Genomic DNA, 26,779 nt, shown 5'->3' on the forward strand with positions numbered 1-26,779 from the left:
TCAGCCGCGACGGGCGTTCCCGGTGAAGCCCGTCGCGGCTGAAAGCCGCTCCTACGGAGGCTGGTGACGGCTGCCGGACCGGATCGCGCCGCGTCTGCTGCCGGTGCTCGCCGCTCAGTCCTGCGCCACGTCCTCGGCGATCACGTAGCGGTCGCGTCCGTTGTTCTTGGCCTGGTACAGCGCAGTGTCGGCGCGCGAGAACCAGTCGTGCCATTGCGCTTCGTCGCACAGCATCGCCGCGCCCAGCGACACGGTGATGGTGCCGTTGGGGCCGCGCAGCGCCGTGCGCGCGGCATCGTGCAGGCGCCTGGCGAAGGCCGACAGTTCGGTCGCGGACTGCAGCCGCGCCACCACCACGAACTCCTCGCCGCCGAACCGGAACACCTCGTCCGGCGCGCGCACCTGCGCGCGCAGCAACGTGGCCAGGTCGACCAGCACCCGATCGCCCTCGGCATGGCCGTAGAGGTCGTTGACCTCCTTGAAGTGATCGATGTCGAGCACGATCAACCCATGCCGGCGGGTCGCCCGGCGTGGATCGGCCACCCGTTGCGACAGGCTGCGCTCGAGCATGCGGCGGTTCGGCAGCCCGGTCAGCGAGTCGTGCGAGGCCAGCTGCTCCAGTTGCACGCGATCGCCCTCCAGCCGCAACGCCAGCATGTAGCCCAGCCCGGTGATCAGCAGCGACACCGCCAGCATCGAGAAGAAATGCTCGGCACCCAGCGTGCTCGGGGTGACCACCAGCAGCACCGCGATCAGGGTCGCGTTGCAGGCCAAGGCGACATTGCGCGTGACCGCGAAGAAGTTGCTCATCATCACCAGGTACAGCCACGGCACCGCGGCATGGCGCAGCACATGGCAGGCCAGGGCGCTGCCCAGCAGCCAGCTCAGCGACAGCAACGGATCCATGCGGCCGTCGCTGCGATGCAGGGCCAGCCAGGTCGCCAGCGCGGCCAAGCCGGCCAGGGTGGCGCCGGCCAGCGCGGTCAACGGTGCGCCGATGGCGATCTGGTAGAGGGCGAACAGCAGCAGCACCCCGGCCGTGGAGGGGCCGAGAACCTTGATGATGCCGAGCCGGAAGTGCCGGCGCAGGGTCAAGCCCGCGCTCACGGAGAGGCGCTCCGGCACGGCGCACGATCATGGCGGGCGGGTGGACTGGGGCGGGCGACGAACATGGCGACGTCAGGATGGCGGAGGAATGTTGCGATGACATAGGCAAGTTCCATGCCTGAAGCTCTTCTGTGGTGCGCATCCCGATGCTGAACACGGGACACTGGAATTGCCGACACCTTGCGCGCCGCGACGGCATCGCATTGACGCAGCGACCGGCGTCGCGCCGAGCGCCCGCGCCACGCGCCGGCGGGTCTGGTTGCGGCGGCTAGGGCAGGGCCGCGCAAGGACGCGCGCCCCTGCTGCCTTCTGCCTCTGGCAGAAGGTTGCGCGCGGCGCCGGACGAGGGGCGGGCAAGGTCAGGCGCGCTGCGCAAGGCGTACCCGCGGTCGCGTCAAAACGGCGATGCGCAAATCGATGTGCGAAGCGCCGCGGCGCCGCCGCGCATGCGGCCCGGTGGCGTTGCCGGCGCGGGCGGGATCAGCGCGCTGGCTCGCCAGGGATGGGCTAGGCTTCGCTACCGTCGATGGCCTTGAGCCCCTTCTGGCTCAGCGCGAGATCGCCGTCCTCGCCTTGCGCCGCATAGTCCTCGCGCACCGCCCAGGTCGCCTCTGCCTCGCTGACCGGCTTGGTGGCGTGGATGTCCTGCAGGATGCGCAGTTGTTCCTGGGTCAATGGCATGGCAAGTAGTCCGAATGATGGAGGGTAGCCTCACCGTACAGGCCGGCGGTGACGGGCATGTCGGTGCGTCACTGCGGTGGCGAGATTGCTTGCATTGTCGTGGAGACGCGATCGCGGCAATCCGCGAGCTCGCGTGCGCCATCTCCTCTCATCGCGCGGCCACGACGCTGCCGACATCATTCCGCAACGCCTCGAGGACGCCGGCGTAACGGGTGCCCACGCATGATGCGCCTACCAGCTGTGCGGCCGGGGCGATGCCTGGGGCTGCTTCAAGGATGCAGGCATCCGCGGCTGGACCACTTTCTTCGCGCACCGGCAGGCATCCCACCTGCCGGTGCGTTTGCGTTTTCGCGCAGCGCGGTCGGAGTGCGCGGCTCGCTACCGACCTCTACAGCGCACGGGCAGCATCTCGGATCTGAGGCACGTCCCGCACTGGCGAGGTCCATTGCCGCCGACTTTGCCGCGGGTTTGGATGCCTGCCATCTGCGAACCGATGGAGGCCGTGCAATGGACCCGGAGTCGCGTTGCCGACCTAGCTGCTCAGTGGGTTGAAGACGGCTTCGACGCGGTGCCCATCCGGGTCGACCACGAAGGCAGCGTAGTAGGCATCTCCGTAGTCATGGCGGAGGCCGGGTGCGCCATTGTCGTGACCGCCGGCCTGCAGTGCGGCGCGGTGGAACGCGTCCACCTGCAACTGCGTTGCCGCGGCGAACGCCAGATGGAAGCCGGGTCCCGGCGCCGTGGCGTGGTCATGCAGTTTCAGGCAGAACAGATCGTCGCTGCCCTCGGCGATGCCATATCCGATCGCGGTCTCGTCTTCGAACACGCGCAGGTAGCCCAACGGCCGCAGCGCGGCATCGTAGAACGCGCCTGCCACGGCAAGATCGCGGACGCCAAACGAAACATGGTGGAGCATCGTGCTACCTGTGCGACGCGTTGGGGAATTGCGGGGTGCGGGCACCGCCAGTCGCGCGGTGGCGCGTCCAAGCACAGAACGCGGGACAATAAAAAACCCCTGACGAATCAGGGGTTTCGAATGGTGGAGGTGGGCGGAATCGAACCGCCGTCCGAAGGCACTCCATCCCCGGCACTACATGCTTAGCTCATCGTTGGATCTCGTCCCGGAACAGCACGATGTGCGAAGCGCATCCCGGGACCAGCCTGCTTGATTTAGCCAATGGCTGACAGGCAGCCACCACCGGCGATTCCGTGATAATGACCCTACGTCGCGAGCACGGACACAAGCGATTTCGGGGCTAGGCCTTAAGCGGCCAGTGCGTAGTTGTCGTCGTTGGCAACTATAAGTTTGCGGCTGGATTTACGAGGAAAGCTGCCCCCTCGGCATGCGCCAAGCGATTTTGCAACCCCCGTCGAAACCAGTGCACCCCCGGGGACAACGTCAAACGCTGACACCGCACAGTGTAGGGATCGGGGAGGGCAGTCACAAGTCTTGCGACAGACCGCGCTTAAGCTGGCTTCACTGCGGTGCTGGCCCTGCGGCGCCGCGGTCCCCCCAGCATGGAGCAGCGCAATGGCAAGCAGACAGCCGCGTGGCCGCAGCAGCGGGTCCGCGCCGAAGGCACCCGTCACGTCCTCTGGGTCCACGCCCGGCAAGCCGCCGGCGACATCCGCCGCCAAGCCGAGAGCGGCAGCGCGCAAGACGACAGCGGTTGGCGCGCGTGCTGCCAAGGCGCCCAAGGCGGCGACACCGGCACCGACAGCGACGGAAGCACCCGCATCGGCACGGGCCGCTGCACCGTCCCGACCCAACGTCGCGGCTCCCAGCGTCAGCAGACCTGCCTCGGCGATGCCCGCCGCCACGCCACCGGCTGGCACCGCGTTGCGGCCCAAGGCCACCGGCGAAGGCTCGCTGGCGCAGGGGCGGGCACGCACGGTCGTCTACATCCACGGCATCGGCAACAAGCCGCCGGCCGAGGTGCTGCGTTGCCAGTGGGACCGTGCCCTGTTCGGCCGCGCCATGGGCGAGCGCACGCGCATGGCCTACTGGGTCAATCGCGAACGCTATCCGTCGCCGGAACCGGGTGACTGCCAGGATCAGGATCGCGGCCCGGTGTTGAACCAGGCCGAGCAGCGCGTGCTGAGTGCACTGGGCGTGGCCCCGCAACTGGCCGATCTGCGCCAGCTCGCCGATACCTTGGCCGGCAGCGAGGTCGAGCGCGCACGGCTGCAGCAGCTGCTGGATGAAGTGGAGGCGGCGGCGCCGGCGCCAGCGACGGCAACCGCCGACGTGCATGCGCAAGGCGTGGTCGACGTGCTCAACCGCGCGTTGCTCAAGCTGATCTCCGCGGCGCTGCTGCAGGACGTGCACGACTTCTTCTTCGTGCCGGCGCGACGCACGCAGATGCGCGAGAGCCTGCTGCAGCGCATCCGCGCCGGCGGCGGCCCGTTCGTGGTGATCGCGCACAGCCAGGGCTCGCTGATCGCCTACGACGTGCTGCGGGAGCTGCAGCCGCAGGATTGCGAGGTCTCGCTGCTGCTCACGCTCGGCTCGCCGCTGGGCCTGCCGGTGGTGCGCAGCATGTTCAAGGAGTGGACCGGCACGCCGACGCTGCCGTTCCCGCCCTGCGTGGCGCGCTGGGTCAATGTCGCCGAGCGGCGCGACCCGGTGGCCCTGGACGACGATCTCAGCGACGACATCGGCGATGCCGACGGGCGCTTCCAGAACATCGCCGGGTCGAAGATCAACCCGGATTGGCAGCACAACCCACATTCGGCCGCCGGCTACCTGTCCATCCCCGACGTGCGGGCCGAGGTGCGGCGCGCGGTGGGGGTGGGCTTCGACCAGCCGATCGCGCATCCGGTGCTGATCAAGGATCTGTCCGACCAGTTGGAGGCGCGCGCGCCGGACTATCGGCACGAGGTGCTGATCGAACTCGAACGATTGTCCGATGCCGGCGATGCGGCGCAGCGCAAGCATGCGCTGATCGCGGCGTTGCGCGCGCTGACCCAGGCCTCCACCGGGCTGCAGGGCGAGGCGCTGGATGCGCAGATCGAACTGGAGGACACGATGCAGCGCTACGTGTCGGCGCGGCTGACCCGGTTCGAGATCGAAAGCCTGCGCGAGCGCTATCGCGACCTCAACCTCAAGCGCTTGTGGCGCGATGCGGGCAAGCGCGCGCTGATCTACCAGTCGCGCAGCACGATCCAGGTGGATGCGGCGCAGGTGGCCTATCGCGCGCTGGGTGCCGGCATCGGCTGGGCGGTGCTGGATAGCGGCATCGCCGCGGCGCATCCGCATTTCAACGCCGCCGGGCAGCCGCCGACCGTGCTCGCCCAATGGGACTGCACCCAGCGCGGGCGCCCACGCGCGCTGCGCCCGGGCGAGGCCGGTTTCGATGCGCTCGACGGCAACGGCCACGGCACCCACGTGGCCGGCATCATCGCCGGGCAATGCGAGGCGCCGCTGCCGGGCGTGCCGGCCACCGCGCCGCTGCAGTTCGCCGGCATGGCACCGTTGGCGCGGCTCTACGGATTGAAGGTGCTGGACGACGACGGCAACGGCCGCGACTCGTGGATCATCAAGGGCGTGCAGCAGGTGGCCGAACTCAACGAGCGCGCCGGCGAACTGGTGGTGCACGGGGTCAACCTGAGCCTGGGCGGCTACTTCGACGCCGAGAGCTACGGCTGCGGCTTCACCCCGCTGTGCAACGAACTGCGCCGGCTGTGGCGGCAGGGCGTGGTGGTGGTGATCGCGGCCGGCAACGACGGCCTGGCCTGGCTGATGCAGGGCGATGGCGAGGCATATCCGCTGAACCTGGACCTGAGCATCGGCGACCCAGCCAACCTGGAGGAATCGCTGGCGGTGGGCTCGGTGCACAAGAGCAGCCCGCACAGCTACGGCATTTCGTATTTCTCCTCGCGCGGCCCCACGGCCGATGGACGCTACAAGCCCGACCTGGTCGCGCCGGGCGAAAAGATCCTGTCGGCGCACCACGGTTTTGTGGTCGAGGACCCCGGCACCTGGATGGTGGAGATGAGCGGCACCAGCATGGCCGCGGCGCATGTGTCGGGGCTGATCGCCGCCTTCCTGTCGGTGCGCCGCGAGTTCATCGGCGCCCCGGATCGGGTCAAGCAGCTGGTGCTGGCGCAGTGCCTGGACCTGCAGCGCGATCGCTACATGCAGGGCAGCGGATTGCCGAGCTTGATGCGGATGCTTGGTGGGACGTGAGCGGGGCGGGGATGATCAGCCATCCGGCTGCTGAAAAGCCGGGGAATCGGGAGTGGGGATTCGCAACAGCAGTTCCCTCGGCGGCACGGTCTCCCTTGTAGGAGCGGCTTCAGCCGCGACGCGCTGAGGTTTGGACTCGGGATTCGGGATTCGGGATTGGGGGATCGCAACGGCGGTTGCCAGGCCGCATCGTTTTCATCGGGGAATCTGCTTTCGCCACGACGGGTGAATGCCAACGTTTCCGGATGAGGGCATGAAGCGGGTTGGCGCGTCTTCTGCCACCGGCGCGCCCGAATCGCGTCGAGATTCCGACTTCATCGCGTCGCGGCTGAAGCCGCTCCCACAAGGGCGTTGATACGCCAAAGAGGGTTTGCGACTGCTGAAATTTCGGCATTGCTGCGCTGCGCTGCGCGAGCAACTGAGCGCGTGCGCCGTGACGTGGCTTTCGCGAATCCCGACTCCCGGCCCGACGGCGTCGCGGCTGAAGCAGCTCCTACACAAAAGGCGAGGCGGGCAAGAGCGCTGAGACGGGCACGGGAGACTCGCCCTTGCGAATCGCACTCCCGAATCCCCGGCTTTTCGGCAGCCAGATGGCTGATCATCCCGGCTCCTCAGGTGCGGCTGAGCTGGTGCTCCGGGGAACGGCCTCTCGACTCCCCAATCCCCAATCCCGGCACCGCGTTGCGGCTGAAGCCGTTCCTACAGAAAAAGGCTAAGCGGGTAGAAAAGCCGAACGGGCAGGGGACCCGCCCCTGCGAATCCCCAATCCCGAATCCCAAATCCCCGCCCTCAGGCATTCTTGTTGTGCCGGCGCATGATCCGTTGCTTGTCGCGGGCCCAGTCGCGGTCCTTGGCCGCGTTGCGCTTGTCGTGGTCCTGCTTGCCCTTGGCCAGCGCGATCTCGAGCTTGATCTTGTTCTTGCTCCAGTACATCGCGGTGGGCACGAGGGTGTAGCCGTCGCGCTCGACGCGGCCGATCAGCTTGTCGATCTCGTTCCGGTGCAGCAGCAGCTTGCGCGTGCGCCGGTCGTCGGCGACCACATGGGTGGAGGCCTGGATCAACGGGGTGATCTGCGCGCCGAACAGGAACAGCTCGCCCTGGCGCACGAAGGCGTAGCTCTCGCCGATGTTGGCGCGGCCCGCGCGGATCGACTTCACCTCCCAGCCCTGCAGGGCCAGGCCGGCCTCGTAGCGGTCCTCCAGGTGGTATTCGTGGCGCGCGCGCTTGTTCAGGGCGATGGTCTTGTTGGCCGTCGCGCCGTTTGCTTTATCCTTGACGGGTTTCTTGCTCATCTTGCTATTGTCTCCGATTCGGGGCCTCCCGAACGTCTTGGTCCCACTTCCCGTCCGAATGCCTATCATCCGCCGCAGCGCTCTGGTCGAACACGCCGCAACGCGCATGTTCGATCTGGTCAACGACGTCGCCGCCTATCCGCGCCGGTTCGCCTGGTGCGATGCGGCCCATATCCTCGAGCAGAACGACCGCGTCCTGGTGGCACGGCTGGACCTGGGGCTGGGCTCGTTCCGCACCTGGTTCACCACCGAGAACAGCCTGCAGCGCCCGGATCGCATCGATATGCATCTGCGCGACGGCCCGTTCAAGCGCCTGCAGGGGCAGTGGACCTTCCAGGGTTTCAACGAACACGCCAGCAAGGTCAGCCTGATGCTCGACTTCGAGCCGGCCTCGCGCCTGCTGGGGCCGGCGCTGGCGCTGGGCTTCCAGAGCCTGGCCGACCGCATGGTCAACGACTTCGTGCGCGTGGCCGACCGGGAACAGGCCTAGCCGCCATGCGGATCGAGGTGGTGCTGGCTTGGCCGGAGCGCTTCGTGTCGCGGCGGCTGGACCTGCCGGAGGGGGCGACGGTCGCCGATGCGCTGGCCGCCGCCGCATTGCCCGAGGCGACGCCCGACATGGCCTGCGCGGTGTATGGCGACATCGCCGCACCGACACGGCTGCTGCAGGAGGGCGATCGGGTGGAATTGCTCAGGCCGCTGCTGATCGATCCCAAGGACGCCAGGCGCCGCCGCGCCAAGCCGCGCTGAGCGGCCGGGCGTGACGCGGCCGCTGGCTCATTCGCCGCGGCGCTGCTTCTTCTTGTCCTTGGCCAGGTTGCGGCCGAACTGGCGCACGCTGTTCTTGGCCAGCTCTTCGTCCTGATCCGGAAAATAGTCGCCTTCCCAGCGGGTGACCATGTCGTTGTCGAAGAACACCACGAAGTTCTTGATCTCGGTATGGCCCAGACGATCGACACGCTCGGTGGAGGTGTAGTCCCAGCGCTGCGCGTGGAACGGATCCGGAATCGAGGGGCTGCCGAGCAGCGCGCTGACCTGCTGCTTGCTCTGTCCGACCTTGAGCTGCTCCACGGCCGACGGCTTGATCAGATTGCCCTGGTAGATGGGCTGCTTGTAAATGATGCCGCAGCCAGCGGTGGACAGGGCAACAGCGGCGACCAGCAGGAGATTGCGCATCGGGGACATGGCTGAATGAAATCGCGTCGATGATACACTCCCGGCGACCGCCGCGACCCATTCCAGGCAGCTGGCGATAAACCAGCTATGAACGGAGACGCCATGGAATCCCACGATCTGCGCAAAGTCGGCCTGAAGGTCACGCACCCCCGGATGCGCATCCTCGAGCTGCTGGAGCAGAAATCGGCGCGGCACCACATGACCGCCGAGGAGATCTATCGGCAGTTGCTGGACCACGGCGACGAGATCGGCCTGGCCACGGTGTACCGGGTGCTGACCCAGTTCGAGGCGGCCGGGCTGGTGCTCAAGCACAACTTCGAGGGCGGCCAGGCGGTGTACGAACTGGACCGCGGCGGCCACCACGATCACATGGTGGACGTGGACACCGGCAAGATCATCGAGTTCGAAAGCGCGGAAATCGAGGAACTGCAGCGCAAGATCGCTGCCGATCACGGCTATGAGCTGGAAGAGCACTCCCTGGTGCTTTACGTGCGCAGCAAGCGGCCGAGCGGCAAGAAGGGTTGAGTTCCGCCGCCGGGTGAACCCGGTCCGCGTGTGGCCCCTCCTTGTGCGCCAGATGCGCGAGGGCGTCGCCACGGACCCTCACCCCAACCCCTCTCCCGGCAGGAGAGGGGCTACTGCTTCTCCCTTCTCCCATCGGGAGAAGGTGCCCCGCATGGGCGGATGAGGGGGCGGGTGGTGCCGGGTGGATCACGTCAGCGGGCCGCTCCGGGCCTAACCCTCACCCCAACCCCTCTCCCGGCGGGAGAGGGGCTTGTTGATGCTCGCGGCTTAGCTGCATTGGCGGCTGGGGCTGTGCCGCTTTGTGATCCGATCCAGATCGCCCATGTGGGGCAGTTTGGCCCAGCGGTGCAGCCGCGTGCGATGGCCGCCGCTCAGCCGGCGCTGAGCAGCAGCCGCTTGGCCGCGGCGCGGGCTTCCTTGCTGACCTCGACGCCGCCCAGCATCCGCGCCAGTTCTTCCTCGCGCTGGCGCGGGGCCAGCAGTTCCACCGAGCTCTGGGTCATGCCCTCGACCGGTGCCTTGCTGACCCGGTAGTGGGCGTGGCCTTGGGCGGCGACCTGCGGCAGGTGGGTCACGCACAGCACCTGGCGCTGCTCGCCGAGTGCGCGCAGCTTCTTGCCGACGATGTCGGCGACGGCGCCGCCGATGCCCGAGTCCACTTCGTCGAAGACCATGGTCGGCACCGCGTCCAGGCCCAGCGCGGCGACCTCGATCGCCAGCGAGATGCGCGACAGTTCGCCGCCGGAGGCGACCTTGCGCAGGGCGCGGGGCGGCTGCCCGGCATTGGCGGCGACCAGGAACTCGACCCGCTCGGCGCCAGCCGGGTCCGGCCGTTCGGTGTCGTGCGGCTCGAGCTGGATCAGGAAGCGGCCGCCGCCCATGCCCAGTTCGCCGATCAGGGCGGTGGTATCGCGCGACAGCGCCTGCGCGCCGCGGTCGCGGGTGGCGGTCAGGGCGGCCGCGGCGTCGCGCCAGGCCTGGGTGGCCTGGGCGATCTCGGCGTCGAGCACGTCCAGCCGCTCGCCGGTGCCGCGCAGGCTCTCCACCTCGGCCAACAGGGCGTCGCGGTGCCCGGCCAGCGCGTCCACGCCGATCCGGTGCTTGCGGGCCAGGTCGTGCAGGCGGCCGAGCTTGCGTTCCATGTCCTCGAACTGCGCCGGGTCGGCGTCCAGGTCGTCGCGGACCCGGTCGATCAGCGCCAGCGCTTCCTCCAGCTGGATGCCGGCGCTGTCGATCAGCGCCTGCACCTCGGCCAGGCGCGGGTCGTACTCGCCGACCTTGCCGAGTTCGTGGCGGGTCTGCTGCAACAGGTCCAGCACCGCCGGCGCCTCGTCGCCGTTGAGCCGCTGCGCCGCGCCCTCGCAGGCACCGATCAGCGCGGCGGCGTGGGCCTGGCGGCGATGGTTGGCGTCCAGGGAAGCGATCGCCGCCGGGTCCAGGTCCTCGCGCTGCAGTTCGGCCAACTGATGCTGCAGGAAGCCGATGCGGTCGCTGACATCGCCCTGCGCCAGCAGGGCCTCGCGCTCGCTGAGCAGGCCCTGCCAGCGGGCCGCGGCGGCGCGCACCGCGGCGCGTTCGGCCTCGTTGCGGGCATAGGCGTCCAGCAGGCCGAGCTGGCTGCCGCGCGAGAGCAGGGCCTGGTGTTCGTGCTGGCCATGGATCTCGACCAGGTGGCCGGCCAGTTCGGCCAGTTGCGACAGGGTCACCGGGCGCCCGTTGATCCAGGCGCGGGAGCCGCCGTCGGCTCGGATCACCCGGCGCAGCTGGCACTGTTCCTCGTCGTCGAGTTCGTTCTCGCGCAGCCAGGCGCGGGCCTGGGCGGGGGCGACGAACTCGGCCGACAGTTCGGCGCGGTCGGCGCCGTGGCGGACCACGCCGCTGTCGGCGCGCAGCCCGGACAGGAAGCCGAGCGCGTCCACCATCAGCGACTTGCCGGCGCCGGTTTCGCCGGACACCACGGTCATGCCGGGGCCGAATTCCAGTTCGGTGCCGCGTACGACGGCGAAATCCTTGATCGAGAGATGTCTGAGCATGGGGTCTGCATCCGGAGCCGCGCAACGCTAGCATGCGCGGGTAGGTGGGCCAATGACTTGCCAAGCCGGCGTGCAGACATTATCTAAGGACCAGTCTCACGGGTTGATTCCATGCGCGCTTCCCCGGTCCATTCCAGCCTCGATCCGCGTGCCCGGCAGCTGCTGCGCACGCTGATCTCGCGCTACATCCGCGACGGCGAGCCGGTCGGCTCGCAGACCCTGGCCCGGCACGCCGGGCTGGACGTGAGCCCGGCGACGATCCGCAACATCCTGGCCGACCTGGAGGATGCCGGGCTGCTCAGCTCGCCGCACACCTCGGCCGGGCGCGTGCCCACCGCCACCGGCTACCGGGTGTTCGTCGACAGCCTGGTGCAGATGCGCCCACCGGCCGAGGGCGAGGTGGCGCGGTTGCGCGCGGAGATGGCCAATGCCGCCGGCACCCAGGCGCTGCTCGGCAGCGCCTCGGAACTGCTGTCGGCCATGACCCACTTCGTCGGCGTGGTCAGCGCGCCCAAGCGCGAGCAGTTCGCGTTCCGGCACATCGACTTCGTGCCGCTGGACGCGCGGCGGGTGCTGGCGATCCTGGTGTTCGCCGACAACGAGGTGCAGAACCGGGTGATCGAGCCGCGCAAGGCCTACGAGCCGGCCGAGCTGGAGCGGGTGGCCAACTATCTGAACCGGCATTTCGCCGGGCGTGCGCTGGCCGACATCCGCGCCAGCCTGCTGCGCGACCTGCGCCATGCGCGCGACGAGATGGAGCAACTGCTGGCGCACAGCGTCGAGCTGGCCGAGCAGGCGCTGGCCCCGGCCGGCGACGACATGGTGCTGGCCGGGCAGACCAAGCTGATGGGCGTGCAGGACCTCTCGGACCTGGAGCGGTTGCGCGAACTGTTCGAGGTCTTCGCCAGCAAGCGCGAGATCCTGCAACTGCTCGAGCGCACCATCCGCGCGCCCGGCGTGCGCATCTTCATCGGCGAGGAGACCGGCATGGTGCCGCTGGAGAGCGTGTCGCTGGTGACCGCCCCGTACATGGCCGGCGGCCAGGTCTTGGGCGTGCTGGGCGTGATCGGTCCCAAGCGCATGGACTACGACCGGGTCATCCCGCTGGTGCAGACCGCCGCCGATGTCCTGGGCGCCCGCCTGGACCCGTCCCCGCCCGGCGACCGCTAGGGCGCCGCAGCGCTATTCGCCAGCCGGCCGTCCACGCAAATCCCCACTCCCGACTCCCCCATCCCCTGATTCACTTGAATCCGCCGGCGCCGCCCACATAGGTGGTCCGGTAAGGCGGGACGCACCCCGCCAGGGACACGGACATGACGCAAGAGCACCCCGAATTCGATTCCGAACACCTGACCGAGGCGCAGCAGCCCTCGACCGATCCGCTGCAGGCGGAAGTGGAGACGCTGCGCAGCGAACTGGCCCTGGTCAAGGCCGACGCCCTGCGCGAGCGGGCCGACCTGGAGAACCAGCGCAAGCGCATCGCCCGCGACGTGGAGCAGGCGCGCAAGTTCGCCAACGAACGCCTGCTCGGCGATTTGTTGCCGGTGTTCGACAGTCTGGACGCGGGGCTGACCGCCGCCGGCAGCGAGCCCAGTCCGCTGCGCGACGGCCTGGAACTGACCTACAAGCAGCTGCTCAAGGTCGCCGCCGACAACGGCCTGACCTTGCTCGACCCGACCGGCGAGCCGTTCAACCCGGAGCATCACCAGGCGATCAGCCAGGCCGAGGCCGAAGGCGTTCCCCCGGGGCACGTGATCCAGGTGTTCCAGAAGGGCTACCTGCTCAACGAGCGCCTGCTGCGGCCCGCGCTGGTGGTGGTGGCCAAGCACGACTGAGCGCGCCGGCCGCCCGCGCCTGAACCCGGCGCGGCGGCCGTGGAACGCTAATTTGCGGCGATGGCTTGAATGACCTGCAGCCATCCCTATATCCGAACCAGATCCCGGCACTGGCCGGCTACACGACCTTTCAGGAGTCATTGCAATGGGCAAGATCATCGGCATCGACCTGGGCACGACCAATTCGTGCGTGGCGATCATGGACGGCGGCAAGGCCCGCGTCATCGAGAATTCCGAGGGTGACCGCACCACGCCTTCGATCGTCGCCTACACCAAGGATGGCGAAGTGCTGGTGGGCGCCTCGGCCAAGCGCCAGGCCGTCACCAACCCCAAGAACACCTTCTATGCAGTCAAGCGCCTGATCGGCCGCAAGTTCACCGACGCCGAAGTGCAGAAGGACATCGGCCTGGTGCCGTACAGCATCGTCCAGCACGACAACGGCGACGCCTGGGTGGCCACCGCCGACGGGCGCAAGCTGGCCTCGCAGGAAATCTCCGCGCAGGTGCTGGAGAAGATGAAGAAGACCGCCGAGGCGTTCCTGGGCGAGACCGTCACCGAGGCGGTCATCACCGTGCCGGCGTACTTCAACGACAGCCAGCGCCAGGCGACCAAGGACGCCGGCCGCATCGCCGGGCTGGACGTCAAACGCATCATCAACGAGCCGACCGCCGCGGCGCTGGCCTACGGCCTGGACAAGGGCCAGGGCGGCGACCGCAAGATCGCGGTGTACGACCTGGGCGGCGGCACCTTCGACGTGTCGATCATCGAGATCGCCAACGTCGACGGCGAGAAGCAGTTTGAAGTGCTGGCCACCAACGGCGACACCTTCCTGGGCGGCGAAGACTTCGACAAGCGCGTCATCGACTACCTCGTCGAAGAATTCAACAAGGACCAGGGCATCGACCTGCGCAAGGATCCGCTGGCGCTGCAACGCCTGAAGGACGCCGCCGAGCGCGCCAAGATCGAGCTGTCGTCCTCGCAGCAGACCGAAGTCAACCTGCCGTACGTCACCGCCGACGCGTCGGGCCCGAAGCACCTCAACATCAAGCTGACCCGGGCCAAGCTCGAGGCGCTGGTGGAGGACCTGGTCAAGCGCACCATCGATCCGTGCCGCACCGCGCTGAACGACGCCGGCCTGCGCGCCAGCGACATCACCGAGGTGATCCTGGTCGGTGGCCAGACCCGCATGCCGAAGGTGCAGCAGGCGGTGGCCGAGTTCTTCGGCAAGGAGCCGCGCAAGGACGTCAACCCCGACGAGGCCGTGGCGCTGGGCGCCGCGATCCAGGGTGGCGTGCTGGCCGGCGACGTCAAGGACGTGCTGCTGCTCGACGTGACCCCGCTGAGCCTGGGCATCGAGACCCTGGGCGGCGTGTTCACCAAGATCATCGAGAAGAACACCACCATCCCGACCAAGGCCTCGCAGGTGTTCTCCACCGCCGAGGACAACCAGTCCGCGGTGACCGTGCACGTGCTGCAGGGCGAGCGCGAGCAGGCCCGCTACAACAAGTCGCTGGCCAAGTTCGACCTGTCCGGCATCGAGCCGGCGCCGCGCGGCCTGCCGCAGGTGGAGGTGTCCTTCGACATCGACGCCAACGGCATCCTGCACGTGTCGGCCAAGGACAAGAAGACCAACAAGGAGCAGAAGGTCGAGATCAAGGCCGGTTCCGGCCTGTCGGACGACGAGATCCAGCGCATGGTCGCCGACGCGGAAGCCAACCGCGAGGAAGACAAGAAGTTCCACGAGCTGGTGCAGGCGCGCAACCAGGCCGACGGCCTGATCCACGCCACCCGCAGCGCGATCACCGAGCACGGCAGCAAGGTCGGCGGCGACGTGATCGGCAAGGTCGAGTCGGCGCTGGCGGATCTGGAAACCGCGATGAAGGGCGACGACAAAGGCCAGATCGAGGCCAAGACCAAGGCGCTGGAAGAGGCCGGTCAGTCGCTGTACGCTGCCGCAGCAGCGGGCGAGCAGCAGCCGGGCGGCAACGCCGGCGGTGCGCATGCGTCCTCGGCCCCGTCCGACGACGTGGTGGACGCCGAGTTCACCGAAGTCAAGGACGACAAGAAATAAGCCGGGATTGGGGATTGGGGATTGGAGATGCGCAAGGCGCGTTGCCTTGCGGTCTCCGATCCCGATCCCTGTCCATCCAGTTTGCAAGAGCGGAAGAGCCGAGGCTCTCCGCTTTTGCATTGAACGAATCCCGACTCCCGAATCTCGAATCCCCGCCCCATGAGCAAACGCGACTATTACGAGGTGCTGGGTGTGGCCCGCACCGCCAGCGACGACGAGCTGAAGAAGGCCTATCGCCGTTGCGCGATGAAGTACCACCCGGACCGCAATCCCGGCGACCAAGCCGCCGAGGCCGCGTTCAAGGAATGCAAGGAAGCCTATGAGGTGCTGTCCGACGGCAACCGCCGGCGCATGTACGACGCGCACGGCCACGCCGCGTTCGAGCACGGCATGGGCGGGATGGGCGGCGGCCCTGGCGGTCCGGACATGGGCGACATCTTCGGCGACATCTTCGGCAACATCTTCGGTGGTGCCGGTGGTGGTGGTGGACGTGCGCCGCGGCGTGGTGCCGATATCGGCTACGTGCTGGAGCTGGACCTGGAAGAAGCGGTGGCCGGCATCGAGCGCCGCATCGAGATTCCGACCCTGAGCGAATGCGAGCACTGCCACGGCAGCGGCTCGGAGGACGGCAAGGTCGAGACCTGCGTCACCTGCCACGGGCGCGGCCAGGTGCGTATCCAGCGCGGCATCTTCGCCATGCAGCAGACCTGTCCGCATTGCGCCGGCCGCGGCCAGATCGTGCAGAACCCGTGCGGCGTCTGCCACGGCGCCGGGCGTGTGGAAGAGACCAAGGTGCTGTCGGTGAAGATTCCCGCCGGCGTCGACAACGGCGACCGCATCCGCCTGTCGGGCGAGGGCGAGGCCGGTCCGGCCGGTACGCCGCCGGGCGATCTGTATGTGGAAGTGCGGGTGCGCGAGCATCCGATCTTCCAACGCGACGGCGACGATCTGCATTGCGAGGTGCCGATCCGCATCTCGCAGGCGGCGCTGGGCGACACCGTGCGCGTGGCCACTCTCGGCGGCGAGGCGGAAATCCGCATTCCGGCCGAAACCCAGACCGGCAAGCTGTTCCGCCTGCGCGGCAAGGGCGTGCGCTCGGTGCGCAGCCGCAGCGAGGGCGACCTGTATTGCCGGGTGGTGGTGGAGACGCCGATCAACCTCACCGCCGACCAGCGCAAGCTGCTGGAGCAGTTCGAGTCCACCTTCACCGGCGAGGACGCGCGCAAGCATTCGCCGAAGTCGGCGACCTTCATCGATGGGGTGAAGGGGTTCTGGGACCGGATGACGTCGTAAGGCCGGGATTGGGGATTCGGGATGACCGGTCTGCGGCTGTTGGAAGCCCGGATTGGGAATCCGGGATTCGAGATGACCAGCCCGGGGCTGTTGAAACCGGGGGTCGGGATTTTCCCAGCGTTTCTGGCCGCTGCCAGGCTTTTTGTGGGAGGGGCTTCAGCCCCGACGCTTACTGTCAGACGCGTCGCGGCTGAAGCCGCTCCTACAGCGGACCGTGTTGCTGGAATGTTTCGCCCGCTGCGTGCAGCGAAGGTATCAAGGTTTGCGATTCCGGATGCGTGGCCGTTTTTTCGCATCCTGACTCCCTGTTGTGTAGGAGCGGCTTCAGCCGCGACGCTTTCTCGTCGGAGCGCCGCAGCTGAGGCCGTTGTTGCTGAAAGCCCCCGCAACACCGCGCATGCACGCGCCGCTGAGCGTCCTTGCGCCGGCGCTACACTACGGCGATGAACGCTTCCGCCGACAGCAACGCCGCAAATCATCTCATCCATGGCCGCCGCCAACGGCCCGACGGGCCGGTGCCGGTCGACGTCATCTCCGTGCAGTCGCAGCTCGTCTACGGCCACGCCGGCAATAGCGCGGCGGTGCCGCCGATGCGCGCGCTGGGCCTGCGCGTGGCCGAGATCCCGACCACGCTGCTGAGCAATGCGCCGTTCTACGCCACGTTGCGCGGCAGGGTGCTGCCCTCGGACTGGTTCGCCGACCTGCTGCTCGGCGCCAGCGAACGCGGCCTGCCGCAACGCGCGCGCATGCTGGTGTCCGGCTACTTCGGCAGCGTCGGCAACGGCGCCGCCTTCGCCGACTGGCTCGACGCCACGCTGCCGCAGTGCCCGACGCTGCGCTACTGCCTGGACCCGGTGATCGGCGATACGCATACCGGTCCTTACGTGGAACCAGGCCTGGAAGCGATCTTCGCCGAGCGCTTGTTGCCGCATGCGTGGCTGGTGACGCCGAACGCCTTCGAACTCGGCCGCCTGACCGGCATGCCGGCGCTGGCCCGGGACGAGGCGATCGCCGCCGCGCGCGTGCTGCTGGCGCGCGGCCCGGAGTGGGTGCTCGCCCACAGTGTCGGCGGCGATGCCGGGCAACTGGTGACGCTGGCGGTGAGCCGCGAGGCGGTCTACCGCTGGTGCTCGCCATTGCTGCCGGTGGACGTGGCCGGCACCGGCGATGTGCTGATGGCGCTGCTGGTGGCCTTCCTGCTGCGTGGCGACAGTTTCGAGGCGGCGATCGGCCGCGCCATCGCCGGCGTGCATGCGGCCCTGGAGGCGACCCTGGCCGCGGACGTGGAAGAGCTGGACGTGCTGGCGGCGGCGCCTGCCGCGCTAGCCACGCCGCTGCGCTTCGTCGCCGAGCGCCTGGCGTGAGCCTGCGCCCGGTCGTCGGCATCGTCGGCAGCGCCGGCGCCTACGGCCGCTGGCTGAGCCGCTTCTTCCGCGAGCGCATGCAACTGGAGGTGGTCGGCCACGATCCGGCCGACCCACAGTCGCTGGCGCCGGAGGCACTGCTGCAGCAGGCGCAGGTGCTGATCTTCTCCGCACCGATCCGGCACACGCCGGCGTTGATCGGCGCGTACGTGCAGCGCGCCGGCGGCCGCGAGCGCGGCCAGTTGTGGCTGGACGTCACCTCGGTCAAGGCCGAGCCGGTGGCGGCGATGCTGGCCTCGCAGGCGGAGGTGGCCGGCCTGCACCCGATGACCGCGCCGCCGAAGTCGCCGACGCTCAAGGGCCGCGTGCTGGTGGTGTGCGAAGCGCGGGTGACGCAGTGGCAGCCCTGGCTGCAGCAGCTGTACGCGGCGCTGGAAGGCGAGTGCGTGCGCACCACGCCCGAGCACCACGACCGGGTGATGGCGCTGGTACAGGCGATGGTCCACGCCACCCATCTGGCCCAGGCCGGAGTGCTGCGCGAGCATGCGCCGGCACTGGGGCCGCTGCAGGCCCTGCTGCCGTACCGCTCGGCCTCGTTCGAGTTGGACACCGCGATCATCGCGCGCATCCTGGCCTTGAATCCGGCCATCTACGAAGACATCCAGTTCGGCAATCCGCATGTCGGCGACGTGCTCGATGGGCTGATCGCACAACTGTCGCGGCTGCGTGCGCAGGTCGGCCGTGGCGACGATGCGGCGCGCGCGCAGTTCCGCGCCGAGTTCCTCGACGCCAACCGGCAGGCGCTGGGCGAGGCGGCGATCGCCCAGGGCAACTACAGCTACGAGCGGGTGGGTTACCTGCTGGCCGATCTGACCGAGCAGTCCACCCTCAGCGTGTACTTGCCAGAAGACCGCGCCGGCTCGCTGCGCGCGCTGTTGCACGTGTTCGAGCGCCATGGCGTCAACCTGGCCTCGATCCATTCCTCGCGCACGCAGGCGGGCGAGCTGCATTTCCGGCTCGGCTTCGATCCGGCCAGCGATGCTGCAGCGGTGCGTGCCGCGGCGGCGGAAATCGATGCCAGCGGGATCGGGCGGGTGCTGGCGGGTTGAATTGCATCGAACGCCGTCGCGGCTGAAGCCGCTCCTACGAAAGCACGCAACACCCATCGTAGGAGCGGCTTCAGCCGCGACCGTGCAACTCGCCAGATGCGTGCACGGGAACCACCAACGCCTGCCGCAATTCATCCACAGCGCATGTGGATGGCCACTGCACAAACATGTGGATAACCGTTGGCGCGCCTTGCGTGGCAAGCCTGTCAAGAGGTGTGGCGAAAAATTGACCAGCCCGCCGCCAGTGCGCCGAACGCCAGTGGCGACGACAGGGCAAGACGGCACAGCGTGGTGGCGACGCTAGACCGCGGTCAGGGTCAACTCGCCGCCGGTGGTGACGAACTGCTGGCCGCGGCGGATCAGCTTGCGGCCGTCGGCCAGTTCGTAGCGCAATCCGCTGTCCGCGTGCGGATCGTGCTGCGCCTGCTGCTGGCGCGGCGCATCGTCCTGGAACTCGGTGATCAGATAGGCCTCGCCGTCGGGACCGAGGGCAGGCAATTGGCGAAAGGACATCGGGAGCCTCCTGTCGAACGCTGCATCGAATGCGGGACGCCGGCACGGCAGCCGCGACATGCGCGGCCCGCGGCAGACGCGGATCGACGGTAGTCCCGCCGCCGTTAGCGCGGCGTGCTCAGTCGATGAACTGCAGGCGAGCGAGTTCGGCGTACAGCCCCCCCTGCGCCAGCAGCTCGGCGTGGGTGCCCTGGGCGACGATGCGGCCGTGGTCCATCACCACGATGCGGTCGGCCTTGAGCACGGTGGCCAGGCGGTGCGCGATCACCAGGGTGGTGCGCCCGGCCATCAGCCGCTCCAGCGCCTGCTGCACGGCGTTTTCGCTCTGCGCGTCCAGGGCGCTGGTGGCCTCGTCCAGCAGCAGGATCGGAGCGTCCTTGAGCAGGGCGCGGGCGATGGCGATGCGCTGCTGCTGGCCGCCGGACAGGCGCGCGCCGCGCTCGCCCAGTTCGCTGGCGTAGCCGTCGGGCAGCTGGCGCAGGAATGCGTCGGCTTCGGCGGCGCGCGCCGCAGCCTCGACCTCGGCCTCGCTGGCCTCGAGCCGGCCGTAACGGATGTTGTCGGCGGCGCTGGCGGCGAACAGGGTCGGGTGCTGCGGCACCAGTCCGATCGCTGAGCGCAGCTGCGACGGGTCGAGCGTGCGCAGGTCCAGGCCATCCACCTGCACGCTGCCGGACTGCGGATCGTGGAAGCGCATCAGCAGCGCCAGCACCGTGCTCTTGCCGGCGCCGGAGGGACCGACCAGGGCCACGCTCTCGCCGGGCCGCACATGCAGGTCGAAGCCGTCCAGCGCCGGGTGATCGGGGCGCTGCGGGTAGCGGAAGCTGACGTGGTCGAAACGCACCTCGCCGCGCAACGGCTGCGGCAATGCACGCGGCTGCGCCGGCGCGACCACCTCGGGACGTTCCTGGAACAGCTCGGCGATACGGCCCATGCCGCCGGCCGCGCGCTGCAGATCGTTCCAGACCTCGGCCAGCGAAGCGACCGAGCCGCCGCCGAACATCGCGTACAGCACGAACTGGCCGAGCGCGCCGGCGCTGAGTTCGCCGGCAGCGACCTCGTGCGCGCCGGACCACAGCACCAGCACGATGGCGCCGAAGATCAGCACGATGGCCGCGGCGGTGATCAGCGCCTGCGCGCCGACCCGGCGCCGCGCCACCGCCACGGTCTGCGCCAGCGCCTCGCCGAAGCGGCCGCGTTCGTAGCCTTCGCGCGCATATGCCTGCACCGTGCGCACCGCGCCCAGGGTCTCGGCCGCCAGGGTGTTGGCGTCGGCGACGCGGTCCTGGCTGGCGCGCGAGATCTTCTGCAGGCGACGCGCACCGAGCACGATCGGCAGCACCGCCAGCGGGATGCCGAGCAGGGTGTAGGCGGCCAGGTGCGGGCTGGTCACGCACAGCATCACCACGCTGCCGATCGCGGTGACCGTGCTGCGCAGGGCCACCGACATGGTGCTGCCGATGACCCCGCGCAGCAGTTCGCTGTCGGCGGACAGGCGCGAGACCAGTTCGCCGCTGCGGTTGCGGTCGTGGAAACCGGCATGCAGGCCGATCAGATGCGTATACAGACGTTCGCGCAGGTCGGCGACGACTTTCTCGCCAAGCAGGGACACGAAGTAGAAGCGCGTGGCGGTGGCCACCGCCAGCACCACCGCGACCGCGAACAGCAGGGCGAAGGACTGGTTGATGCGGCTGCTGTCGCTGAAACCGTGGTCGATCATCTGCCGCACCGCCACCGGCAGGCTCAACGTGGCGCTGGAGGAGATCGCCAGCGCCACCAGCCAGGCGATCAGCAGGCCGCGACGGCGACGCACGAACGGCCACAGGGTGCGCAGGCTGCCGAGTCTGCGCAGCGACTTGGCCTGGTCGGCCGGCGGGGTGTTCATGCGGGGGCGGGTTCCGAACAGCGGACCCGATTGCGAGTGGCGTCGCGCAGGCGGGTTTTCAAGGCGTCGACGCGATCGCGGGGCAGGCGCAGCTGCAGTTCGGCGCCGCCGGCATCGAAGCGTTCATCGAGTTTCTCCGCGGCACAGGCGCTCAGCGCGGCATGCACCGCGCCTAGATCGTCGAAGCCGCAGTGCAGGGTCAACAGGCTCAACGCGAGCAGCGGTTGCCGTGGCGCCAGGCGCAGGCATTCGGCCGCGGTCCCGCCGTAGGCGCGGACCAGGCCGCCGGCGCCGAGCTTGATGCCGCCGTACCAGCGCGTGACCACCACCACCACGCGATCGAAGCCCTGGCCGTCGATCGCCGCCAGGATCGGGCGGCCGGCGGTGCCGGCGGGTTCGCCGTCGTCGCTGGAGCGGTACTCGTCGCCGTGGCGATATGCCCAGCAATTGTGGGTGGCGTCGGCCACCGCGACCTGCTGCACGAACGCCAGTGCCGCGCCGGCGTCGGCGATCGGCGCAGCGTGGGCCACGAAGCGGCTGTGCTTGATCTCCACGCTGTGGCTGACGGGGTGCGGGAGCGTATCGGGCATCGGAGGCATTGTAGACGAGGCGTGCCCCCGGCCTGCCGCGCAGGCGCCGGCATCGCGCGGCTCAGTCGTGCAGCAGCGTGCGCAGGTCTGCGGGCACCGCGCGGTGCGGGTGGATGCGCTGGAAGCGCAGCAGGCTGGCGCGGGCGGCGCCCAGGTCGCCGCTGTCGCGGCGCTCGCGGATCCGCTGCAGCCAACGCCGCGGGGGCAGTTGCGCGTCGGCCTCCGCTGCGGCCTCCACCGCGGCTTCCACGGCGCCGGCAGCGGGCGGGGGCTGCGGCGATGCGGTAGCCGGATCGGCGGTCGACGTCGAAGGACGCAGCGAGAGCGCCTCCGACGACTCGCCCGCGGCGGCCTGCGCGCGTGTGGAGGCCGCCAACGTGGCCTGGCGGGCGTGGTCGGTGGGGGCGCTGCGCGGCAAGGCGTCCTGCGTCGTCGCCGCGCGCGCCGGTGCGCGCAAGGCCATCGCGGCCGGCGCGGCCTGCTGCTCGGCGGCGGGCGCGTTGCTGTCGGCCACGATGGGCGGCGGTGGCGGGGCCGGCGGCGCGGCGGGCGCCATCAGCGTCGGTGGCATGGGAGGGGCCAGGCTCTTTGCGGGCGCCAGTCTGCGCGCCTGTGCCTCCGGCGTACGCTCCGCCAGCGGCGCGGCAGGCGCCTGCGCTGCCATGCGCGCCGAAGCCGCAGGCGCGGGCGCTGCGGTCTCGGAGGTTGCCGGCGCGGCGGCCGCCTGCGCCGGCTCCGCGGAGGAGGGGGTCGGCGATGCGGCGGGCGCCGGCGCGGCGTCGGGAGCGGGAGGGACTGCCGGGGCAGGCGCCACCGCCGGTGCGGGTGCCGGTGCCGAGGGCACCGGTGGGCGTGCGCGCCAGGCGATGCCGGCCACCAGCACCAGCGAGGCGGCCAGGCCGAGCCAGGTCGGCCAGCGCGATCGCGACGCGGCTGGAGCGGGGCGCGCTGCGGGGGCGTGGGCGGTCGCCTTTCCGGCAGGCGCGGGTGGCGGCACCGGCAGCGACGTGGCGGCTTGCGCCCGCGCGCGCTCCGCGGCGCTGCTGGGATAGTCCGCGATCTCGGTGGCACCCGGCACGACCGCCGCGCGCGCGGCGGCCAGGATCGCCGCATCCAGCGCCGGCGGCGGCAGCGCCTGCCGGCCCTGGCGCAGGCGTTCGGCGAGCGCGCGCTCTTCCGGGGTCAGCGGTTCGTCGGCGCTCATCCGCCCAGCCTCGCGCGCAGTTTGTCCATCGCATAGCGCAGCCGCGACTTGACCGTTTCGCGGCCGACGCCGGTGATCTGCCCGATCTCGTCCAGGCTCAATTCCTGCTCCAGGCGCAGCAGCAGCACGTCGCGTTGCTCCTCGGGAAGCGCATCCAGGGCCAGTTGCAGCTGGCGCCGTTGCTCGAAGGCGGACAACTGCCGCTCCGGGGTGTCGGGGTCCTGCACGCGGGCGGTGCGCAGGTCGGCGTCGGCCGGCGCCGGCGGACGGTGCTTGGCCGCGCGCCAGTGGTCGCCGAGCCGATTGTGGGCGATGCGCAGCAGCCAGGTGGTGAATGCGGCCTGCGGCTGCCAGTCCAGGCGCGCGGCGATGACACGCTGCCACACGTCCTGGAACAGTTCTTCGGCCAGTGCCCGATCGCGCAGCTGTCGCAGCAGGTACTGGTACAGGCGGCCGCGGTGGCGCAGGTACAAGGTCTCGAACGCGCGCGCGTCGCCGGCCGCGTAGGCCAGCATCAGGGCTTCGTCGCTCGCTTCGACCGGGGCGTCCACGGCGGCAAGCCTAAGCGTTCGCCGGGCCGGCGCATAGTCGGGAGGCGGGGGCCCGGAGGAGGGCGGCGATTGCGGAAGTTCGGACAACATGGGGAGACAAACGCCCATCTCGCCACTTCGGGGTCGAGCCGGCGTCGATCGGCGCATGCAACGGGTATGCTGATGGTGAAGGGCGAGCGTGGAGCAGTTCCGGGGGGCCCTGCAGGAGTTGTCGTCGATGCTGTTCAATTCGTCCACCACCGTCCGCGAAGACCCAGCCGGCGGCCATGCCCCCGCGCGCACGGCGCAGGCCTTGTGCGGCCTGCTGCCGCCCGGCAGCGCCGTGGCGCTCGGCTGCGGCGACGGCGTGGTCGGGCGCCTGCAGGGCGCCAGCGCACAGGCGCCGGCGTGGCTGCAGGCGCTGGTCGCCGAGGCGCTGGCCGGCACCGCGCCGCTGCCGTCGACGGTGCCGGCGCTGCTGCACGTGCACCGCACCACCGAAGGCGCCTGCGTGGCGATCGGCGCGGAAGTGGCGCAGCCCCTGGAGGCCGCGCAACGCGCGGCCTGGTGCGACGCTGCGGTCGCGTTCGGCCTGAACCTGCTCGACACCGAGCGAATGCGCGCACGCATCGAGGGCCTGGAAAAATCCAAGCAGCTGCAGCAGGCGCTGTACGAGATCGCCGACCTGGCCGGCGCCGATCTGGAAATGAGCCAGATGCTGCAGCGCGTGCACGCCGTGCTGGAATCGCTGATGTACGCGGAGAACTGCTACATCGTCGAGTACGACGAAGACCAGCAGAGCATGCGCTTCCTGTACTTCTCCGACCGCCACGACGACTTCGTCGCCGATCCGGAGCGGACCTACTTCCTGCACGACATGCCGCACAGCCTGACCTTCGCCCTGCTGCGCCACGGCCGTGCGGTGCGCGGGCCGTCGGAGCAGGTGCGCGAGCGCCTGAAGGTGGGCGACAACATCGGCCACGGCCCGGAGAGCCGCGACTGGCTGGGCGTGCCGATGCTGCGCGAGGGCCGCGTGTGCGGGGCCATCGTGGTGCAGAACTACGACTATGCGCTGCGCTACACCGATGCCGACCGCGCGCTGCTGGCCTACGTGGCGCAGCACGTGCAGACCGCGATGGACCGGCGTCATGCGCAGGTGCAGCTGGAGCGGCGGGTGGACCTGCGCACCCAGGAGCTGCAGCGCGCCAACTGCGACCTGCAGGACGAGATCCAGGAGCGCAAGCGCGCGGAGATGCTGCAACTGGCGCTGTTCCGCATCGCCGAGCTGGCGATCCGCTCGGAGAGCCTGCAACAGTTCTACACCGAGGTACATGCCATCGTCGGCGGGCTGATCGACGCACGCAATCTGTACATCGCCCTGCTGTCCGACGACGACACGATGCTGGAGTTCGTGTATTCGGTGGACGAGTTCACTCCGTACCGGCCGCAACGGCGCCGCGGCCGCGGGCTGACCGAATACGTGATGCGGGTACGGCGTCCGCAGCTGCTCGAACTGTCCGACATCGACGCCTTGCTGGCGCAGGGCGAGGTGCAGGAGTACGGCCAGCGCCCCTACAGCTGGCTGGGCGCGCCGCTGTTCGACGAGGGCGAGGTGATCGGCGCGATCGTGGTGCAGAGCTACGTCGCCAAGGTGCGTTTCACCGAGCACGACCAGCGCCTGCTCACCTTCGTCGCGCACAACATCGGCAGCGGCCTGGCGCGGCAGCGTGCGCAGGAACGGCTGCGGTTGGCGCACGCGGAGCTGGAGCAGCGCGTGGACGAGCGCACCCGCGAGCTGGCCGAGGTCAACGAGCAACTGCTGGCGCAGATCGCCGAACGCTGGCGCGCCGAGCAGCGGCTGACCCATCAGGCGCTGCACGATGCGCTGACCGGGTTGCCGAACCGCTCGCATCTGCTGGACCGGCTCAGCGAGGCGATCGCCCGTGCCCGCGGCGGCGGCAAGACCTTCGCCGTGCTGTTCCTGGATCTGGACCGGTTCAAGCTGGTCAACGACAGCATCGGCCACGCCGCAGGCGACGAGATGCTGGTGCAGGTGGCCAAGCGCATCGTCTCCACGATCCGCGGCCAGGACGTGGTGGCGCGCCTGGGCGGCGACGAGTTCGCGGTGCTGACGCCATCCGAGCACGGCCTGGACGGCGCGCGCGAACTGGCGCGGCGCCTGCTGCACGTGCTCGGCCAGCCGATGTGGGTGGCCGGCCGCGAACTGTTCCCGTCCGGCAGCCTGGGCATCGCCGCCTGGCATCCGCGCTACCACAACGGCGAGGAGATGCTGCGCGACGCGGATGCGGCCATGTACCGGGCCAAGGCGCAGACCCAGGACCGCTGCGTGGTGTTCGACGAGGCCATGCGCGAGGCGGCGCTGCGCAGCCTCGATCTGGAGGCGGACCTGCGCCGCGCGATCAACAACCGCGACTTCGAGCCGTTCTACCAACCGATCGTGCGCCTGCACGACGGCGAGGTGATCGGCCACGAGGCGCTGTTGCGCTGGCGCCACGAGAGCCGCGGGCTGCTGGTGCCGAGCCAGTTCATCGACCTGGGCGAAGAGAGCGGCCTGATCGAGCAGGTGGACTGGCTGCTGTACGCGCAGGTGATCCGGCGTCTGGCGCAGAGCGAGGGTGGCTACGTCTCGGTCAACGTCTCGCCGCGGCACTTCCGCTCGCCGGATTTCACCGAGCGGCTGTTCGGTCTGATCGACACCGCCGGTGCCGATCCGCGCCGCCTGCGCGTGGAGATCACCGAAGTGGCGCTGCTCGACGACGCGCCGCGCACCCTGGCCATCCTGCAGGCGCTGCGCGAGCGCGGCGTGCTGGCGCAACTGGACGACTTCGGCACCGGGTTCTCGGCGCTGTCCTACCTGCACCGCTTCCCGATCTCGGTGCTGAAGATCGACCAGAGCTTCGTCGCCGGCCTGCAGGACGAGGGCGGCACCGGCAGCCACGCGCTGGTGCGCGGCATCCTCGCCCTGGCCAGCACGTTGGGCATCGAGACGGTGGGCGAAGGCATCGAGACCGAGCAGCAACTGGCAACCCTGCGCGAGCTGGGCTGCGACTACGGGCAGGGCTATCTGCTGGGGCGCCCGGCCGCCGCGCCGCAACAGCTTTAGGCGATCGAATGCAGAGCGCGTCGCCATGCGCGTGGCGCTTGCTGCCGAGGCGATGTGTTCCGTCTCGGCGCGACACGTTGCGGCGATTCCGGTCGGTTCGTACCTCAGTCATTCCCACAGGCTGGAGCGACTGGAGGGCACCTGCTCTGGCCACACGCAATCCAGATGCGCTTGTCCCGTAGGAGCGGCTTCAGCCGCGACAGGGCGTTACCGGGAGCGCCCGTCGCGGCTGAAGCCGCTCCTACGAGACGCTTCCT

General features: G+C 69.6%; 22 protein-coding genes and 1 other RNA gene. 11 read left to right on the top strand and 12 right to left on the bottom strand.

Translation table 11 applies throughout. The features are described 5' to 3' along the window. Positions 1-114 precede the first annotated feature (114 nt). The 4 genes from NUG21_RS08715 to ssrA form a co-directional block, all read right to left on the bottom strand. Positions 115-1,107: a GGDEF domain-containing protein gene (locus NUG21_RS08715; RefSeq protein WP_263392831.1), complete on the bottom strand. Its 993-nt coding sequence runs from the start codon at positions 1,105-1,107 to the stop codon at positions 115-117. Between the two features lie 507 nt (positions 1,108-1,614). Then, on the bottom strand, positions 1,615-1,788 hold the full coding sequence (locus NUG21_RS08720) for a hypothetical protein (protein WP_184502406.1): 174 nt from the start codon (positions 1,786-1,788) through the stop codon (positions 1,615-1,617). Positions 1,789-2,320: 532 nt separating this feature from the next. Then, positions 2,321-2,704 carry a VOC family protein gene (locus tag NUG21_RS08725; RefSeq protein ID WP_160946066.1) on the bottom strand — a complete coding sequence of 128 codons (384 nt, stop codon included), beginning with the start codon at positions 2,702-2,704 and terminating at the stop codon, positions 2,321-2,323. A 121-nt stretch (positions 2,705-2,825) separates the two neighbouring features. Next, positions 2,826-3,177, bottom strand: a transfer-messenger RNA (tmRNA) gene (gene ssrA / locus NUG21_RS08730). 550 nt (positions 3,178-3,727) lie between these two features. Between ssrA and NUG21_RS08735 the strand changes: the two genes are divergently transcribed. Then, a complete protein-coding gene (locus tag NUG21_RS08735; protein WP_263393059.1) occupies positions 3,728-5,977 on the top strand; it encodes a S8 family peptidase in 2,250 nt (749 codons plus the stop codon). Between the two features lie 789 nt (positions 5,978-6,766). On the opposite strand, the gene smpB is transcribed toward NUG21_RS08735, so the two are convergent. Continuing rightward, complete coding sequence (gene smpB, locus NUG21_RS08740) at positions 6,767-7,270, bottom strand: SsrA-binding protein SmpB (RefSeq protein ID WP_017908548.1); 504 nt, start codon at positions 7,268-7,270, stop codon at positions 6,767-6,769. A 58-nt stretch (positions 7,271-7,328) separates the two neighbouring features. Between smpB and NUG21_RS08745 the strand changes: the two genes are divergently transcribed. Both NUG21_RS08745 and NUG21_RS08750 read left to right on the top strand, forming a co-directional pair. Continuing rightward, positions 7,329-7,760 carry a type II toxin-antitoxin system RatA family toxin gene (locus NUG21_RS08745; protein ID WP_019797730.1) on the top strand — a complete coding sequence of 144 codons (432 nt, stop codon included), beginning with the start codon at positions 7,329-7,331 and terminating at the stop codon, positions 7,758-7,760. 5 nt (positions 7,761-7,765) lie between these two features. Further along, on the top strand, positions 7,766-8,020 hold the full coding sequence (locus NUG21_RS08750; RefSeq protein ID WP_263392832.1) for an RnfH family protein: 255 nt from the start codon (positions 7,766-7,768) through the stop codon (positions 8,018-8,020). 27 nt (positions 8,021-8,047) lie between these two features. Here NUG21_RS08750 and bamE read toward each other — a convergent pair whose 3' ends face one another. Next, the gene (bamE, locus tag NUG21_RS08755) at positions 8,048-8,446 is read right to left on the bottom strand and encodes an outer membrane protein assembly factor BamE (protein WP_019796584.1); all 399 of its coding nucleotides are present in this window, start codon (positions 8,444-8,446) and stop codon (positions 8,048-8,050) included. A 102-nt stretch (positions 8,447-8,548) separates the two neighbouring features. On the opposite strand from bamE, the gene fur reads away from it, so the two are divergent. Further along, on the top strand, positions 8,549-8,971 hold the full coding sequence (gene fur, locus NUG21_RS08760) for a ferric iron uptake transcriptional regulator (protein ID WP_026143876.1): 423 nt from the start codon (positions 8,549-8,551) through the stop codon (positions 8,969-8,971). A 371-nt stretch (positions 8,972-9,342) separates the two neighbouring features. Here fur and recN read toward each other — a convergent pair whose 3' ends face one another. Further along, complete coding sequence (gene recN / locus NUG21_RS08765) at positions 9,343-11,004, bottom strand: DNA repair protein RecN (RefSeq protein WP_263392833.1); 1,662 nt, start codon at positions 11,002-11,004, stop codon at positions 9,343-9,345. A gap of 111 nt (positions 11,005-11,115) precedes the next feature. Here recN and hrcA point away from each other — a divergent pair, with 111 nt between their 5' ends. The 6 genes from hrcA to NUG21_RS08795 all read left to right on the top strand — a co-directional run bounded on the left by hrcA (position 11,116) and on the right by NUG21_RS08795 (position 18,676). Next, complete coding sequence (gene hrcA, locus NUG21_RS08770; RefSeq protein ID WP_160946031.1) at positions 11,116-12,174, top strand: heat-inducible transcriptional repressor HrcA; 1,059 nt, start codon at positions 11,116-11,118, stop codon at positions 12,172-12,174. A 143-nt stretch (positions 12,175-12,317) separates the two neighbouring features. After that, positions 12,318-12,839, top strand: coding sequence for a nucleotide exchange factor GrpE (grpE, locus tag NUG21_RS08775; protein ID WP_019796579.1), 522 nt, complete (start codon positions 12,318-12,320; stop codon positions 12,837-12,839). A 145-nt stretch (positions 12,840-12,984) separates the two neighbouring features. Beyond that, on the top strand, positions 12,985-14,910 hold the full coding sequence (gene dnaK, locus NUG21_RS08780) for a molecular chaperone DnaK (protein ID WP_019796580.1): 1,926 nt from the start codon (positions 12,985-12,987) through the stop codon (positions 14,908-14,910). Between the two features lie 159 nt (positions 14,911-15,069). Next, the gene (gene dnaJ / locus NUG21_RS08785; RefSeq protein ID WP_160946032.1) at positions 15,070-16,203 is read left to right on the top strand and encodes a molecular chaperone DnaJ; all 1,134 of its coding nucleotides are present in this window, start codon (positions 15,070-15,072) and stop codon (positions 16,201-16,203) included. Between the two features lie 443 nt (positions 16,204-16,646). Then, positions 16,647-17,567, top strand: a complete 921-nt coding sequence (pdxY, locus tag NUG21_RS08790) for a pyridoxal kinase (protein WP_263392834.1) — start codon at positions 16,647-16,649, stop codon at positions 17,565-17,567. Further along, positions 17,564-18,676, top strand: coding sequence for a prephenate dehydrogenase (locus NUG21_RS08795; RefSeq protein WP_160946034.1), 1,113 nt, complete (start codon positions 17,564-17,566; stop codon positions 18,674-18,676). Before pdxY ends, NUG21_RS08795 begins: the two co-directional genes overlap by 4 nt. A gap of 300 nt (positions 18,677-18,976) precedes the next feature. On the opposite strand, the gene NUG21_RS08800 is transcribed toward NUG21_RS08795, so the two are convergent. From NUG21_RS08800 to NUG21_RS08820, 5 genes are all read right to left on the bottom strand, one after another. Then, positions 18,977-19,189 carry a hypothetical protein gene (locus tag NUG21_RS08800; RefSeq protein ID WP_010344257.1) on the bottom strand — a complete coding sequence of 71 codons (213 nt, stop codon included), beginning with the start codon at positions 19,187-19,189 and terminating at the stop codon, positions 18,977-18,979. A 118-nt stretch (positions 19,190-19,307) separates the two neighbouring features. Beyond that, entirely contained in the window at positions 19,308-21,074 is a 1,767-nt protein-coding gene (locus NUG21_RS08805) for an ABC transporter transmembrane domain-containing protein (RefSeq protein WP_184502407.1), read from the bottom strand. Next, positions 21,071-21,664 (bottom strand): IMPACT family protein, encoded by a 594-nt coding sequence (locus tag NUG21_RS08810; RefSeq protein ID WP_184502408.1) that lies wholly within the window; start codon positions 21,662-21,664, stop codon positions 21,071-21,073. Before NUG21_RS08810 ends, NUG21_RS08805 begins: the two co-directional genes overlap by 4 nt. A 61-nt stretch (positions 21,665-21,725) precedes the next feature. After that, positions 21,726-22,868 (bottom strand): hypothetical protein, encoded by a 1,143-nt coding sequence (locus tag NUG21_RS08815; RefSeq protein WP_263392835.1) that lies wholly within the window; start codon positions 22,866-22,868, stop codon positions 21,726-21,728. Beyond that, positions 22,865-23,419: an RNA polymerase sigma factor gene (locus NUG21_RS08820; protein WP_160946038.1), complete on the bottom strand. Its 555-nt coding sequence runs from the start codon at positions 23,417-23,419 to the stop codon at positions 22,865-22,867. Before NUG21_RS08820 ends, NUG21_RS08815 begins: the two co-directional genes overlap by 4 nt. A gap of 217 nt (positions 23,420-23,636) precedes the next feature. Between NUG21_RS08820 and NUG21_RS08825 the strand changes: the two genes are divergently transcribed. Next, entirely contained in the window at positions 23,637-26,522 is a 2,886-nt protein-coding gene (locus tag NUG21_RS08825; protein WP_263392836.1) for a bifunctional diguanylate cyclase/phosphodiesterase, read from the top strand. Positions 26,523-26,779: the final 257 nt, after the last annotated feature.

Origin of the sequence: Xanthomonas sp. CFBP 8445, assembly GCF_025666235.1 — a bacterium.
Classification (GTDB): domain Bacteria; phylum Pseudomonadota; class Gammaproteobacteria; order Xanthomonadales; family Xanthomonadaceae; genus Xanthomonas_A; species Xanthomonas_A indica.

Coding starts and splice junctions, on each gene's coding strand:
- NUG21_RS08745 (WP_019797730.1), top strand. CDS start 7,329: ATGCCTATCATCCGCCGCAGCGCTCTGGTCGAACACGCCGCAACGCGC.
- NUG21_RS08805 (WP_184502407.1), bottom strand. CDS start 21,074: ATGAACACCCCGCCGGCCGACCAGGCCAAGTCGCTGCGCAGACTCGGC.
- dnaJ (WP_160946032.1), top strand. CDS start 15,070: ATGAGCAAACGCGACTATTACGAGGTGCTGGGTGTGGCCCGCACCGCC.
- NUG21_RS08825 (WP_263392836.1), top strand. CDS start 23,637: ATGCTGTTCAATTCGTCCACCACCGTCCGCGAAGACCCAGCCGGCGGC.
- NUG21_RS08750 (WP_263392832.1), top strand. CDS start 7,766: ATGCGGATCGAGGTGGTGCTGGCTTGGCCGGAGCGCTTCGTGTCGCGG.
- hrcA (WP_160946031.1), top strand. CDS start 11,116: ATGCGCGCTTCCCCGGTCCATTCCAGCCTCGATCCGCGTGCCCGGCAG.
- recN (WP_263392833.1), bottom strand. CDS start 11,004: ATGCTCAGACATCTCTCGATCAAGGATTTCGCCGTCGTACGCGGCACC.
- pdxY (WP_263392834.1), top strand. CDS start 16,647: ATGAACGCTTCCGCCGACAGCAACGCCGCAAATCATCTCATCCATGGC.
- NUG21_RS08810 (WP_184502408.1), bottom strand. CDS start 21,664: ATGCCCGATACGCTCCCGCACCCCGTCAGCCACAGCGTGGAGATCAAG.
- NUG21_RS08800 (WP_010344257.1), bottom strand. CDS start 19,189: ATGTCCTTTCGCCAATTGCCTGCCCTCGGTCCCGACGGCGAGGCCTAT.
- NUG21_RS08815 (WP_263392835.1), bottom strand. CDS start 22,868: ATGAGCGCCGACGAACCGCTGACCCCGGAAGAGCGCGCGCTCGCCGAA.
- smpB (WP_017908548.1), bottom strand. CDS start 7,270: ATGAGCAAGAAACCCGTCAAGGATAAAGCAAACGGCGCGACGGCCAAC.
- dnaK (WP_019796580.1), top strand. CDS start 12,985: ATGGGCAAGATCATCGGCATCGACCTGGGCACGACCAATTCGTGCGTG.
- bamE (WP_019796584.1), bottom strand. CDS start 8,446: ATGCGCAATCTCCTGCTGGTCGCCGCTGTTGCCCTGTCCACCGCTGGC.
- NUG21_RS08720 (WP_184502406.1), bottom strand. CDS start 1,788: ATGCCATTGACCCAGGAACAACTGCGCATCCTGCAGGACATCCACGCC.
- fur (WP_026143876.1), top strand. CDS start 8,549: ATGGAATCCCACGATCTGCGCAAAGTCGGCCTGAAGGTCACGCACCCC.
- grpE (WP_019796579.1), top strand. CDS start 12,318: ATGACGCAAGAGCACCCCGAATTCGATTCCGAACACCTGACCGAGGCG.
- NUG21_RS08725 (WP_160946066.1), bottom strand. CDS start 2,704: ATGCTCCACCATGTTTCGTTTGGCGTCCGCGATCTTGCCGTGGCAGGC.